Here is a 13,023-nt window from a genome sequence, read left to right on the forward strand (position 1 = left end):
GGGGTACACGTCACTCTACTTTGGGAATACTTTAATCTTTTTAGCTACAGGATCAGTTCGTTTATCGAATGATGCTTGAATGTAGCGCGCAGGACTGTTAACGAAGTCATCCCATTTTGTTAGTACACAGTACTCGTCATTATAGCTCCAAGCGCAGCCAACATGATCTGCGATATAGTAGTTTGAACTAAATTCTTTAATTACGGTATCATCATTAATTGCAACGGCATTGTGTTCGTTATTACAGATTGAGCAAGTGTATTTTCCTTTAAAAATGCTGTCATACATTTCTGGAAGAACTATGCCTAATATTCCGTTAGGCTTATCGTATAAACTGGCTTGCATTTCGCGCTTAATATAATGTTGGTTTTCTGTAATATTATTTTCAGCGCTGTGTGATCCAATTAAAGTAATAGTAATCGTAGAATCCTGAAGATAATTTTGACGGATTTTTCGCATGATGTATTCTTCATTCATGGAATTAATAGGGCTATTTAAAGACTTATCAATCATATCGATATCTAAGTCGTTCTGAATAATATTTTTGTAATTAAGATCTTCAGTTTTGAAAGAAATAAAGCATTTATGGCTATCAATCATTTTTTGTCTCCCCTTTTATTGTTGTTCATGTTAGCCCAATTAATATTTTCACTTGAAATAATAGATTCGCAACGTTCTACAAGAGTTTTAAGTTGATCTGTATCTGGCGAATCATAAACTCCGGATGAGGTACTAAACATATATTTTTCACGCTTTAGTGCTTCAGCAATAGTTCGGTATTGTATCCATTTTTCATGTAGCTTTGTTAAAGTAGAAATTCCTTCTATGGCTCCAGTTAATGCACCTAGAATTGCGATAATGTGGAGCATCCAGGAATACTTTGGAACGAATCCTGTACAGACTGGAATCGAAGCAGCAATAATGATTGAAGTGATTCTGGAGAGGTAGAAATACCTTTTCTGGATGCTACTTTTTTTGTCATACCACTCAATTTGATCATCTAAGCGACTGTTAATGTACTTGTTCTTGTCCATGAGGCGTACTCCTTAGATATTCTTTTAATCCCATTTGTCAGAAATTCTAGTGATTTCCAGTCTTAATTTTTAGTTATGAATTTAGTCTTTTTACATTTCGAGCAAATAATGTTTACTGCATGATATAAGTTGGTGCAGTTACTGTTTGAGCTCATTTGAAGTATCTCCCATTTTTAATTATTTGGAACGATATTTTTTATTAACTGAGACTGTTTTGTTAGAATGCAAGCCAATCTACTAATGGTGATTATACTACCATCACTAAGATTGATATAACATACTAAATCGTTACAAAATAAGAAATCACTAACCATAGATGACTCCATAAAAAAGGCCAACCAAGTCTGCTCCGATTCCTCGAAGCCTGGTTAGCAATTAATGAGTGTAGTTTAGCATGGCTGCCTAAGTGCGTCAAATCATCAAAAGGCTGGGACAAAATCAAAGTTTAGAAAGTTCCCGTAGTATTTCCTGTACCATTGGATTCCCAAACACCTCAGCTGCTGATGCGTCAATAATTTGTTGCTTCTCTGTTGCTGAAAGATGGATGGGCTGGATATTTAAATCTGCACGTTCAATACTAAATGTCACGTTCGTATTCTCCACGACAATTACCCCCAATGTGTTGGTTTCGTCGGATCTTGTTGAAACAGTTGCAGAGTACGCCATCGCGCATGACGAGGGTTGATCCGACAATTTCCAATAATATAGTCTTTAATTTACTGCAGGTCAACTCAAACCACATCCCTTTGGCAATTCTACCATCATGTAATACGATGAAACACAGAGAGGCGACTACTCATGGCAATGATTACTGTTCATGTCAGTCATTTAGAAAAGAAATGGCTGCACTGCATGGCCGAATTCTACGGCATCACACTGTCTAACTTGATTAAGAAGTACTCAATGGAACAACTTAAAGATGAATACGATAAGCAAGTTGCCCAAGTCGCTTATAAACGCTATCAAGCAAGCGGCAAAGAAACGCAATCAATGGAAGAAGTTTTCTGTAAATTTGGCGGGGCGGATGATGACTTATAGCCTGGGATTTTCCAAAGTTGCAGTGATCAGTTGGTTATACGGTCATTCTCTGTTAGGCATAGCGAGATGTGTATCGCCTTTAATGGTAAAATGATAGAAGAATACACCCACTAAATTTCTGAAAGCTGATGACGAATAATGAAAACTGCAAAGGTATGGATTGCCCCATACGACAAATGGAATCGAATCAATAGTAAATTTGATACACTTGCTTTTGTGTTAATGATCATCACCATCTTTTCCCATCCGCTCTGGCTGGCAGTATTATCGGGTCTTGCATGGGCCTTCAGCAGTGGGGCGTTCTTTGTCTTGCTTTGGCTGAATGAGCGCAAGAAACATCAGCTTGCTAAGGCTGATGTACAGAGTAAGCGACATATTAGTAATTGAAATATTGAAGTATCATCGTAAAAATGAAGTCTTCCGACCCAGAAAGGTTGGAAGATTTTTTGCTTTTCAGCACGAAAAAGGCCAGCCAATGCAAAATACATCAGCCAGCCTTCTCAATAACTAACGTTCAGCAGTACCTTAGTTAGCCAAAATGGGGTTAACAGTATCCGAGTACGTCCGACTGTCCTTAATCAAAGCAGCTGATAATGACGTGAAATTAATCAGTTTCCTGGATACCCCGGAAGCGCAACACGCAAAGTACGAAGATCAACACCATATGGCCGAAACGATTGGTGATACGGATGACTTTGAAGAGTGGGCAAGAACGCTAGATGAAGATTAAAGTTCCCGCCTTTAAGTGATAATCGACAAGCCATTGATTTGAATCATAGCTGAAATCAGGCTTTGTATCATCCTTGGAAAGTCAGAAACATGACCAGTGGTTGAAAGCACATCATCGAGTAAATCAATTGAGAACTGGCGCGCTATTCGGTCGATAATCGTTCTATGAGCCGTTGAATTGATGTCAATGCCATACAGCAACAGATCTTCTAACGATGTACCATCGTCGGATAAGCGAATCCGATTATTGGATATTGGGGTTACATATACCCGCATGTTATCGCCAATCATATTAGTGAATGGGGTTGTGATCTCCTCAGAGGTATCAATTCGTTTGGTTCTATATTGGCCTCGAAGCCAGTGAGTATAATCGTCAAGCAGCTATCAGTATCCAAGATGTTCGCCTCTACGCTTCCAATAAAATTCACTTCACTCATTCAAACATTATTCTAGCACATATGTTCCCCTTGAATACGCCAATCCCCAAATTGAGATAAAGATAGTTAAGTATTTAATCTGGTACATAATCATAAATATGTGTAAATTAACCGGTGTTTGACTGCAAGGTGAGGGTCATAATCTCTTCTCCTGCGCTGAAGTCACAAAAAAACGACCCGATTCTTATTAAAGCAGTCAGGTCGTTTTTATCATCAAAAGTTTTTTTCGAAATTAAAGCTTGTAAAGTTCCCGTAGTGTGTCCTGTACGACTGGTTGCCCAAATATCTCAGCCGCTGATGCGTCAATAATACGTTGCTTTTCCTCTTCTGAAAGATGAGTAGGTTGGATATTTAAATCTGCGTGCTCAATACTAAATGTCATGTTTGGATCAGCCACAATAATGACCCTAATTGTGTTAATTTCCCAACAAACCTTGTAACAGCCACCCAAGTTCTATAGACTACTAAGGTCGCCCGACTTTCAAAGTAATCCACATCTGATTACGGAGAAGGGAGGTGTTGGCCGTGATTTACTTTATAGTTACTGTTGCTGCTAGTGTGCTCTCCGGCATCCTTGTGGCACTATTCGCCAATTGGCTGAGTCGGAGACGCTAGTCAATTAACGGGCGACAAAATTCAGCCAAGAAACAAAAAAGAGAGCCGTTGCAGGGCTCTCTTTTCTGTGTTGATCATGATTTACTTTATTCAAATTCATTGTACCAGAGATTTCAGTTAAGTAAAGCTCAATATCTTAAATACACAGCTCAATATTAGACAATGTCTTAAATCTATCGTACTCCTCGAGTTATGCCATTCCACCGCTAAAGCATCCAGCGAAACATTGTGTCAAATTTCCAACAACTCTTGTAACCACTATCCAAGTTCTATAGACTACTACGGTCGCCCGACTTTCAAAGTAATGCACACCTGATTACGGAGAAGGGAGGTATTTATTCTGACGATACTTGCCAGCGTTATTTCCGGTATTCTTGTAGCGATATTCGCTAATTGGTTGGACCGGAAACGTTAGCGGAGACCGGGCGATGAAAACCAACCAGAGCATTAAAAAAGAGAGTCCGTCACAGGGGCTCTCTTTTCTTGTGTCATTAATGATAACGTTCATTCCTTTAGTGTCTTACCAGAGAATGGAACCGAGTCAAGTCTACGCACCTTCACCGATGCCTCCCAAAACGCCTCCAAAAATAAATAAAGTTCAAAAAACTTTTTCTACCTCAGACACCTCAAAATACTAATCGATACCCTTTAAAACTCAACTAACGGCTCAGCCGAAACATGTTCACATATAACTAGGGAAAACGATGGTATAGTCCACTTCTTCAAAATTCAATCACAACTAAGCTATAAATCACCGCCAAATCTTCCATACCGACCACCTAATCAATCAGCACCCAAATAGCCCAATCTGCCAGCCACCGCCGATTCGTTTGACTTTCCATTTTGGTATATTCCAGTTATGATGCTCTCGTACCATCAATTCTATTATTAAAAGGAGCGTACATTCCATGACATATTACATGGATCTTACTCCCGAAAGCCGGGAAAAAGTCGAAAAACAGGGTTACTTAGAACCCAGTGAGTTACAACTTGACGAGGTGGTCACTGCTAGTGAGGATATGAAGCTCGTTCCAGAATGGGAACATGTTCTTGCTATAATCAATCAATCGGACACCCAAAGCCACTATAATGGCATCATCTTGTATGATGATCAGCGGCTGATCAAAGTCCGGCCGACACCTAATCGGCTGCTGAAACGTCTACGGAAGCACTTTCCTATGGATTATCACAACGATATTCGCCACACAATAGCTAAGGCGCTGAAAATGAAAAGGGGGGTGCCGTACGTTTGCCGTGATTTTTGGCTCATGCCAGCGGGGCCAGTCGCCGCCACTAACCGGTCCTGGTTTCGCTGGCAATACAAACGCGATATCTGGGACTTTCCAGATAATTGCAGCCGCGTGATCGTTGACCACCATCTGGTTTTACAGTGGCCGATGTCGAGACGTTCAGTCGAATGCCGTCAAGAATTGTGCAAGGCCATCGCTGGCTTCATCAAGCAGCAGACAGCCTTAATCTGTCCTACGTTTGATATGGCAGACTTAGGCGAGCATCATTCGGAAGAAACGCTCAAAAAACTCATGATTAAGATTGAGAAATACAAACGGGGGCTCATCCTCGGCAAAGTCGGCTTTCTGGAGCGCACCGATGAAGTCGACGATGATCTTAACCATTACCGGTACGGGCAGTTACCCGAAACGGAAGTCTAAACGGTTATTCTTTTAGCTAGATGGTTTGAAAACAAGCACTGAGTTCTGTCTGTCACGCAGCATATCAAAGTAAACGATTAAAGGCAGTTTAGCTGTATAAGTCGGCAACCTCTGAGTCTCTTCCAAATTTTTAAAAAAAATCGAAAAAATTGATAAATCTGTTTTTAAGTGTATTTTTATTAAAATTTGTTTAAAAGGGAAATAAGTGCATAACTTTTTAGGGTACACCCGAAAACATACAAAAGTTTTTGTGTAAATTGTTCAGTAAACCAGTATTTTCTTAGCGCTTTCATCCTTCTCCAGGCTGGAATTCTAGTTCGCTAAACTCGAGTAAAATATATCACCCAATACATAAAAGTACAATCCCGTATTAGTTGAATTACCTTTCTTTGAATAAATAATTATTAATTTATGTGAATAATTAAATGATTTATCCTATTATTAGAGAACTTGAATGCTCGAAAAAGACAACATCGTAAATAACATTTATAATTATTTTGTGGGAAAGTGTGATTGTTGCGACGATGCAGGGTGCTTGCTATGGCTGGAGAAGATGATACAATAGAAATTGTAAAAGCTAAACAACGGAACACCAAGAGCCTTAGCAGGTGCTACTGCTAAGGCTCTTTTTTACGCTAAAAGCGCGTGGGTTAGTTTGTTGCCTGGAGTTTACTTGTGGTGTCTACAATCTAACCAATCCGTAAACCAAATAGAAATGATTGAAACCACAAGGGGGTGCTACTAGTACGCTAAACAACGGAACCACCTCCCAACGGCTGCGGTGTGGGTTAGGCAATATTTAAAATTGTATCATGTGAAGCCTCGTTTACCTACAGTTTACATAGGCTTTGTAAAAATGGGACATAATTAGAAAGCGTCTGAAATAATTTCCTATACTAATGTTTTGTCCCGTTCCCACGATCAACGTTAGGCGTTACCTGCCACACTTTTCGGTAGTTTCGTACAAAACTTACAGTATCGTGGTAGCCGGCTTTAATGGCGATTTGTGCAAAAGTTAGTTTTGAGGTTAAGACGAGCGGCCGAGCTAATTCACAGCGGAAGAGATTTAGAAGGGGTTTAAAGGTTAAACCAAAGTGCTCTTTTAAGCGGTCGGTAATCGTATCAACTGAAAAATTCAATTTTTGGGCTACTTGTTCAACCGTCAGGGGTTCATAACAGTGCTCCAGCAGATAAACGCCGATCACCCAGCCATCGCTGAGCCCCACAAGTTGCTGATGCGTGCTGAGTTGGCTGCGGTACTCTACTGGTAATAGGCGATGAGTCTTTTTAAACTGATAATAGAAGGTGCCAACTGAATGATACCCGCAAATATTGGCAATCTGACGAATAGTGAGTTCTGAAAACTCTAGTAATGCTGTTGCGTTCCTGATCCTGACTTGATTTAGTAATTGATCAAATGAGAAGCCCGTAATTCTGAGCAATCCTTCTTGAACAGTGTCTTCGGTTTCGCTGAAGACTTTTGCAACCTCTGCTAAAGTGACTTCAGACTGATGATGAAACTGCAGATATTTTAACCATTGCCAAGCTGGTTCCATATGTTGCTTTGGGAGCGGGACCTTGGTTCCTGTTTGAAACAAATACATCACGTAAGAAACTAAGGATAAGTTTAGACTTGATGATCCGCCTAACGGTAATTGTTTTTGGCGAATAACTTCTTGGCAAAATTGAGTTAAAAAAGCCTTTTCAGTCGTGTTGACCCGTACAACTGGGTAGAATCGATCTGTGGTTTTAAGGGCTTTTGAATACTGTGCTTCGTCTGTGGAAGATAGTAAGAGCAATCCCAAGGACAAACGAATTCGGAAAAGGTCCACCGATTGATTGGCGGATAGTTTTAACTGTTGCATTTGATAGGGCATGAGTTGGATAATTTCGCCGGCAGACAGGTTGATTGGTCGCCGGTTTAGTTCCAGAGTCATCTGACCATCAGTAATCACGAGTAACTCAGCCTCATCGGAAAAATGAGCTGGCTGAGTTTTTTGCAAATGCTGATGCACAATCGTCAGTGATTGCGGCTGATATTGACCCGATAAATAATTGGTACTTACATACGGAAAATTTTGATTCATGTTGTCACCCACCCAATTTGAACACTTAACGGATTTTTGTTACTAAAGTGCTATTGGAATCTATTATACTGGTTGTGAATTAATTATCAAACAACCTAGAAAAGAGGGATTTCAATGTCGAAAGTGTTTGTTTTAGGTGGGACCGGTTTTTTAGGCTATTACACCATTAAAGAACTGTTGTCACGCGGCTATCAGGTCAAGACAATGGCATTGCCACCATTGCCGAAAGCGGATTTGCTGCCTGAAGAGGTCGAATTAACTCTTGGTGATATGAACAAACTTAGTGATTCACAGATCGTTGATTTACTAGCTGACTGCGATGGCTTTATGTATGCCGCCGGTGCAGATGAACGTTCGGTTCCGGATAAGCCGGCCTTGAGCTTTTATTATCAGGCTAACGTTCTACCAACTCAACGATTTGCACGATTAGCACGGCAAGCCGGGGTCAGCCATTTCGTGTTATTTGGCTCTTATAATAGTGAGTTTGCGATTAAGCTGGCAGCTAAATACCCAACTTATCAAGACCAACCATACGTTAATACCCGGCTGTTGCAGGAACAGGTGGCCTTTGCGGAAGGTGAAGGTGGCATGACAGTGACATCACTGCGATTACCTTATATCTTTGGTACCATGCCAGGCAGAATGCCATTATGGAAAATGTTTGTTGATATGATCCGTGACCAGTCTGTCTACCCAGCTCTAAAGGGGGCAACCTCGTCTGTAACTGTTGAGCAGGTTGGTGAAGCTGCCGTTGGTGCGCTGGAGAACGGTAAACATCGACAAACCTTTGCGATTAATAGTTATAACCTTAGCTATCAGGAGTTCTATACGATGATTGTGGCGGCCTTAGGTCAGACCGGTAAAACGCAAGTACGAGTGATTTCATTTGATCAAATGAAGCCACAACTGGAAGATGCTCAAGCGGAAGTTGACCAGGCTGGTAAAGAACATGGGATTAACCTCTTGCTGTCTCAACAACTACAAGAGGAGCAGTTATGCTCTGATCCGGCTGAAACGCAAGCATTCCTTGGTATTAAAGATCACGACGTACCTGCTTCGATTCGCGAAACGCTGGCTAAATGCGTTAAGGGCTAGTAACAAATAAGTGCAGGAACCGTTATCTGGAAAGTTATTGTTGACAGAATAGAAAACGCTTACAAAAAGGAAGATAATCATTATGAATAAATTAACCGGAAAAGTAGCAATCATCACGGGTGGCTCACAAGGTATGGGTGCCTCGCACGCTAAGTTGTTCGTTAGCGAGGGTGCTAAAGTGGTCATCACAGATATTAATGAAGCAACAGGGACCAAATTAGCGACTGAACTGGGAGATAATGCCGTCTTTGTTAAGCAAGACGTTGCTAGTGAAGCCGACTGGCAAACGGTGATTAAAGAGACCATTGCTCATTTTGGTCAACTGGATATTTTAGTTAATAATGCCGGCATCACGTATGCCAAATCACTATTTGACATCACCACGGATGAATACCTGAAAATCTTCAAGATCAATCAGTTGAGTGTGTTCTTGGGAATGAAATATGCTGCAGCTGAAATGAAAAAAGCGGGTTCTGGCAGCATCGTGAATATTTCTTCTATTAATGGCTTAGTCGGCGGTGCCATTGGCTATACTGACACGAAGTTTGCCGTTCGCGGGATGACCAAGGCTGCAGCACTGGAGTTAGCACACAATCATATCCGGGTTAACTCCGTTCATCCAGGTGTAATCTCAACACCAATGATTCATCAGGGCGATACGGATGAGGCGGTAAAACAATTTGCCAAAATGATTCCGTTGCAACGAATTGCTGAACCTGAAGAAGTTTCTAAGATGGTGCTTTTCTTGGCGTCAGATGATTCGAGTTATTCGACGGGTGCAGAATTCACGGTTGATGGGGGATTGACGGCACAGTAATCATTATTAGAAAACCGAATTGAATTAAGTCTGTGCAAGGTGGTACGAATTAAGTTGTGGTTGCTTGCTATGGCTGGGAAAGATAATATAATAATGAGTGTAAAAAGTTGAACAACATGAACACCAAGAGCCTTAGCAGTTGCAGCTGCTAAGGCTCTTTTTTACGCTAAAAGCGGGGGGTAGATTGTTGCCTGGAGTTTACTTGTGGTGTGATCTAACCAGTCCGTAAACCAAATTGAAACTAGTGAAACCACAAGGGGTGCTACTAAAAAGTTGAACAACACTCCCAACCGCTGTGGTGTAGGATAGGCAACATTTAAAATTGTATCATCCGAGGCTATATTTACCTACAGTTTACGGGGTTTGCAGAAGTAAGACATAGTCAGAAAATATCCTAAATTCCGCTCAGATTAATTTCCCGGATTGTGACTATAAAGAATGACACCAGAAAGTCGCCGAAGCGGTCAAAGTTTTGGGCGACCTTTTAGTGCCATCATTAACACTCGGCGGTACGGTCATTGAACGTTCTGGGTTGGTGGGTGGTCATCATGTCTAATATAATAGGAAGATTCAGGTAGAATATGGCTGAAAAATTTATTGTTAGTCAGCCAAATATCATTCTTGTTGCTAGCGATGATGTCCTAGGGTTCTCTAAAAGTTTGGGGTATAATTATCAGATACGTGAACTGGGAAAATATTATAAGATTGTAGGGACTGGTAAACAAATGAAAGAAGTAAACAAACGGTCGTTAATCCTCGGAAGCTTGGCTGCATTAGGCTGTGAGGGACTGTATGGTTTGAGTTATATTTTCACAAAACAAGCAACGAATCAGGCGAGTGTCTTAGCCTTGCTGGGGTGGCGCTTTGTGATTGCCTTTGTGGTGATGAGTGGATTGATAGCGGTTGGGTTCGTGCATATTGATTTACGGGGGAAGGCGGTAAAACCGCTTTTGTTAGTCAGTCTATTTAACCCCGTTCTATATTTTGTTGGTGAAACGGTTGGCATCAGTCATACGACTGCTTCGGAAAGTGGTGTTTTTTTAGCTTGTATTCCAGTGGCAAGCTTACTGGCATCAACTTTAATTTTACACAAGCGTCCGAGTCGTCAACAAGTGATCGGAATTTTGATGACTTTGGTCGGTGTCATCATCACAGTGGTGGCTGCCGGAACGCAGACAAGTCTGTCAGTGGTGGGATATTTGTTCCTATTATTGGCCGTTGGCACATATGCGCTTTACAGTGTATTTGTGGAGAAAGCTAAGAGCTATACGGGGATTGAAATCACCTATTTAATGTTAGCCGCGGGTGCAATTGTCTTTAGCGTATTAGCAGTTGGTGAAGCTGTGGGTCAAGGAAACGTTGGTACTTTATTGCGTTTGCCGGTGGTCAATATGAAATTTTTGGAGGCCGTATTATACCAAGGTATTGGTAGTTCAGTGATTGCATTGTTTTTATCGAACTTTGCGATTGCAAAAATTGGGGTCAATCAGACTTCATCGTTTATTGGAATCTCAACCGTCGTATCGATTGTTGCGGGTATTTTCATTTTGGGTGAGCAGTTCAACGGTTATCAATTTTTAGGGGCAGCCGTTATTATCTTAGGTGTTTACGTTGCAAATATGTCGATTAATCTGCGGAGAATTCGCTAATTAATTTAGCATAACTTTTTAGGTGATAATACGCACAAAAGATAAGCAACATTTAAAATTGTATCAAGCGAGACCCCGTTTACCTACAATTTAAAAGGATTTTGCCAAAGTGGGACATAGTCAAGGAATGTCCTAAATCGTGGCAATTAATTTAACGGATTTAAATCACCAAACTACAAAAATACCACGCCTCATGATATAATCAAGGCGTGGTAGAAGTAGAACAGTGACTTCACCTAAAGTTACAACAACCATTTAGAAGATCTAAAAAGTCGCCGAACCGGTCAAAGTTATGGGCGGCTTTTTAGTGTCTTCAGAAATTTCCGGATGGCTTTCACCAATCGGGTTGCCCGTTTGACTAGCAGTGTTGCGCAGGTACAAACCCACACAGCTTTCAAGAAAAACAAGCCAATCTCTATCAACAGACAAACTTCCAATCCGTTTGGTCCTCGTCATGATTGTCATGGCATCACCTCATGATTTTTCGTCTGTCACCGTCTTATATTCTACATTGTAAGAGTGTAGCATATAGTAACTTAAATTAAATAAATTTACGGCTAAATGATGTAATTAAAGGGGTTAATTTAAAAATAGTCATTTAAGCTGACATAAGTAAAGCAGCACGACAATTTCCCAAGTTAGAAAATTGTCGTGCTGCCTTGTTTAAAACTCATTTCAAGCATTTATTCTTCAACAAAAGCTGTAATATCTTCAACCGTCAAGATGGCGTCCTTAACAACCTCAGCTGTAACTGGTTCCTTAGTGGGGACAAAGTGCATTTGCGTGCTTGGATCCGCTGCAGCAGTGGCAATTTTTTCGATGTCACTGTCGGGAATGCCGCCGAGGTTCAAGTCTTCCAAGTTAGTTGGTAGGCCGAGCTCATGGTAGAAGGGCAGCAAATCTCTGATGTTATCAGTTTTACCTTCGATAGCCAGCAGAACTAAGATCCCGTAAGCAACCTTCGCACCGTGTAGATGTGGGGCAGTTGCTGGGAAGATAGTCAAAGCATCGTGAATGGCGTGGGCGCCAGAAGCACGACCGTAGTCATCGCCCCAGCCACCAACAGTTCCGGCCATTACAGTAATGGTTTCAACGATTTGACGCCAGCGTGGTGTTAAACGGCCAGCCTTCATATCAGCTACAGCACCGATGGAGTTCTTCAGGAGAACGTCCTTGCAGTTGTTGGCCATTTGACGAGAAATAGTCAGTGCTACCGTGTACTGATCTTCTGGTAATTGTTGGAAAATCAACTCGGATTCATAGAACTTAGCCAAGGTATCACCAATACCAGCCACGAAGTACTCGATTGGTGAGTTCAAAATAACCTTGGGGTTCAGTAACATCAAATTAGCGGTTTCCAAGTAAATATTATGGTTAATGTGTTCGCCGGTTTCCTTGTAATGCACGGAAATGGCTGACCATGGCGAGCAGTTGCTTGCTAGCGTTGGAATCAAAACGAGGTAACGGTGGGTACCCGTTGTGACACTCTTGGAGGTATCCAACACCTTCCCGCCACCAAGGCCAATCACCATGTCAACGTTGTTTTCGTCAGCAATCTGACTCACTCGGTCAATTTCTTCAAATGAACATTCACCGCCAAATGGCACGTCAACAACTTTAACGTCGTCTGGCCATGCTGGCAAATACGGTTGAGCTGCAGCTAATGATTTCTCGCCGTGAAGAAATAAGACTGTTCTCACCTTTAACTTGGCCATGAACCCTGGTAATTCGTCATAAGCCTTATTGTCTGATATGTAGCGTTGTGGTCCACTTTGTGAAATCATTATTCTCAGTCCTTTGGTTAGTCCGTCAGTTAGACAGACTTTAGTATGTAGTTTAGCTTCATCTCACT

Annotated in this window: 16 protein-coding genes; 9 read left to right on the forward strand and 7 right to left on the reverse strand. The window is 41.3% G+C overall.

Translation table 11 applies throughout. From position 1 onward, the window contains the following. Window positions 1-15: 15 nt before the first annotated feature. The 3 genes from AC6H04_RS02190 to AC6H04_RS02200 all read right to left on the reverse strand — a co-directional run bounded on the left by AC6H04_RS02190 (window position 16) and on the right by AC6H04_RS02200 (window position 1,637). Entirely contained in the window at window positions 16-600 is a 585-nt protein-coding gene (locus AC6H04_RS02190; protein ID WP_497570141.1) for a TIR domain-containing protein, read from the reverse strand. Next, a complete protein-coding gene (locus tag AC6H04_RS02195) occupies window positions 597-1,034 on the reverse strand; it encodes a DUF4231 domain-containing protein (RefSeq protein ID WP_497570142.1) in 438 nt (145 codons plus the stop codon). The genes AC6H04_RS02190 and AC6H04_RS02195 overlap by 4 nt, the downstream gene beginning before the upstream one ends. 438 nt (window positions 1,035-1,472) lie before the next feature. Further along, window positions 1,473-1,637, reverse strand: a complete 165-nt coding sequence (locus AC6H04_RS02200) for a hypothetical protein (RefSeq protein WP_497570143.1) — start codon at window positions 1,635-1,637, stop codon at window positions 1,473-1,475. A 195-nt stretch (window positions 1,638-1,832) separates the two neighbouring features. On the opposite strand from AC6H04_RS02200, the gene relB reads away from it, so the two are divergent. The 3 genes from relB (at window position 1,833) to AC6H04_RS02215 (ending at window position 2,802) form a co-directional block, all read left to right on the forward strand. Further along, window positions 1,833-2,072, forward strand: coding sequence for a type II toxin-antitoxin system RelB family antitoxin (gene relB / locus AC6H04_RS02205; RefSeq protein ID WP_497570144.1), 240 nt, complete (start codon window positions 1,833-1,835; stop codon window positions 2,070-2,072). Window positions 2,073-2,210: 138 nt separating this feature from the next. Continuing rightward, window positions 2,211-2,459 (forward strand): hypothetical protein, encoded by a 249-nt coding sequence (locus AC6H04_RS02210; protein WP_497570145.1) that lies wholly within the window; start codon window positions 2,211-2,213, stop codon window positions 2,457-2,459. A gap of 211 nt (window positions 2,460-2,670) precedes the next feature. Beyond that, entirely contained in the window at window positions 2,671-2,802 is a 132-nt protein-coding gene (locus AC6H04_RS02215) for a hypothetical protein (RefSeq protein ID WP_497570146.1), read from the forward strand. A gap of 11 nt (window positions 2,803-2,813) precedes the next feature. Here the strand turns inward: AC6H04_RS02215 and AC6H04_RS02220 are convergent, their stop codons facing one another. Next, a complete protein-coding gene (locus AC6H04_RS02220) occupies window positions 2,814-3,182 on the reverse strand; it encodes a DUF1828 domain-containing protein (RefSeq protein ID WP_497570163.1) in 369 nt (122 codons plus the stop codon). A gap of 581 nt (window positions 3,183-3,763) precedes the next feature. On the opposite strand from AC6H04_RS02220, the gene AC6H04_RS02225 reads away from it, so the two are divergent. The 3 genes from AC6H04_RS02225 to AC6H04_RS02235 all read left to right on the forward strand — a co-directional run bounded on the left by AC6H04_RS02225 (window position 3,764) and on the right by AC6H04_RS02235 (window position 5,523). Then, window positions 3,764-3,853: a type I toxin-antitoxin system Fst family toxin gene (locus AC6H04_RS02225; RefSeq protein WP_497570147.1), complete on the forward strand. Its 90-nt coding sequence runs from the start codon at window positions 3,764-3,766 to the stop codon at window positions 3,851-3,853. A gap of 346 nt (window positions 3,854-4,199) precedes the next feature. Continuing rightward, window positions 4,200-4,268 carry a type I toxin-antitoxin system Fst family toxin gene (locus AC6H04_RS02230; RefSeq protein WP_497570164.1) on the forward strand — a complete coding sequence of 23 codons (69 nt, stop codon included), beginning with the start codon at window positions 4,200-4,202 and terminating at the stop codon, window positions 4,266-4,268. A gap of 493 nt (window positions 4,269-4,761) precedes the next feature. Next, the gene (locus AC6H04_RS02235; RefSeq protein WP_497570148.1) at window positions 4,762-5,523 is read left to right on the forward strand and encodes a hypothetical protein; all 762 of its coding nucleotides are present in this window, start codon (window positions 4,762-4,764) and stop codon (window positions 5,521-5,523) included. Between the two features lie 896 nt (window positions 5,524-6,419). Here the strand turns inward: AC6H04_RS02235 and AC6H04_RS02240 are convergent. Further along, on the reverse strand, window positions 6,420-7,610 hold the full coding sequence (locus AC6H04_RS02240) for a helix-turn-helix domain-containing protein (protein ID WP_497570149.1): 1,191 nt from the start codon (window positions 7,608-7,610) through the stop codon (window positions 6,420-6,422). Between the two features lie 114 nt (window positions 7,611-7,724). Here AC6H04_RS02240 and AC6H04_RS02245 point away from each other — a divergent pair, with 114 nt between their 5' ends. The 3 genes from AC6H04_RS02245 to AC6H04_RS02255 all read left to right on the forward strand — a co-directional run bounded on the left by AC6H04_RS02245 (window position 7,725) and on the right by AC6H04_RS02255 (window position 11,171). Continuing rightward, a complete protein-coding gene (locus AC6H04_RS02245; protein ID WP_497570150.1) occupies window positions 7,725-8,705 on the forward strand; it encodes an NAD-dependent epimerase/dehydratase family protein in 981 nt (326 codons plus the stop codon). 82 nt (window positions 8,706-8,787) lie between these two features. Then, window positions 8,788-9,522, forward strand: a complete 735-nt coding sequence (locus tag AC6H04_RS02250) for a glucose 1-dehydrogenase (protein WP_497570151.1) — start codon at window positions 8,788-8,790, stop codon at window positions 9,520-9,522. Between the two features lie 725 nt (window positions 9,523-10,247). Continuing rightward, a complete protein-coding gene (locus AC6H04_RS02255) occupies window positions 10,248-11,171 on the forward strand; it encodes a DMT family transporter (RefSeq protein ID WP_497570165.1) in 924 nt (307 codons plus the stop codon). A gap of 264 nt (window positions 11,172-11,435) precedes the next feature. On the opposite strand, the gene AC6H04_RS02260 is transcribed toward AC6H04_RS02255, so the two are convergent. Continuing rightward, a complete protein-coding gene (locus AC6H04_RS02260; RefSeq protein ID WP_497570152.1) occupies window positions 11,436-11,636 on the reverse strand; it encodes a hypothetical protein in 201 nt (66 codons plus the stop codon). Window positions 11,637-11,854: 218 nt separating this feature from the next. After that, on the reverse strand, window positions 11,855-12,955 hold the full coding sequence (locus AC6H04_RS02265) for an iron-containing alcohol dehydrogenase family protein (RefSeq protein ID WP_497570153.1): 1,101 nt from the start codon (window positions 12,953-12,955) through the stop codon (window positions 11,855-11,857). Window positions 12,956-13,023: the final 68 nt, after the last annotated feature.

The organism is Secundilactobacillus sp. MJ173, assembly GCF_059704265.1.

Coding starts and splice junctions, on each gene's coding strand:
- AC6H04_RS02210 (WP_497570145.1), top strand. CDS start 2,211: ATGAAAACTGCAAAGGTATGGATTGCCCCATACGACAAATGGAATCGA.
- AC6H04_RS02240 (WP_497570149.1), bottom strand. CDS start 7,610: ATGAATCAAAATTTTCCGTATGTAAGTACCAATTATTTATCGGGTCAA.
- AC6H04_RS02190 (WP_497570141.1), bottom strand. CDS start 600: ATGATTGATAGCCATAAATGCTTTATTTCTTTCAAAACTGAAGATCTT.
- AC6H04_RS02235 (WP_497570148.1), top strand. CDS start 4,762: ATGACATATTACATGGATCTTACTCCCGAAAGCCGGGAAAAAGTCGAA.
- AC6H04_RS02245 (WP_497570150.1), top strand. CDS start 7,725: ATGTCGAAAGTGTTTGTTTTAGGTGGGACCGGTTTTTTAGGCTATTAC.
- AC6H04_RS02255 (WP_497570165.1), top strand. CDS start 10,248: ATGAAAGAAGTAAACAAACGGTCGTTAATCCTCGGAAGCTTGGCTGCA.
- AC6H04_RS02260 (WP_497570152.1), bottom strand. CDS start 11,636: ATGACAATCATGACGAGGACCAAACGGATTGGAAGTTTGTCTGTTGAT.
- AC6H04_RS02265 (WP_497570153.1), bottom strand. CDS start 12,955: ATGATTTCACAAAGTGGACCACAACGCTACATATCAGACAATAAGGCT.
- AC6H04_RS02195 (WP_497570142.1), bottom strand. CDS start 1,034: ATGGACAAGAACAAGTACATTAACAGTCGCTTAGATGATCAAATTGAG.
- relB (WP_497570144.1), top strand. CDS start 1,833: ATGGCAATGATTACTGTTCATGTCAGTCATTTAGAAAAGAAATGGCTG.
- AC6H04_RS02250 (WP_497570151.1), top strand. CDS start 8,788: ATGAATAAATTAACCGGAAAAGTAGCAATCATCACGGGTGGCTCACAA.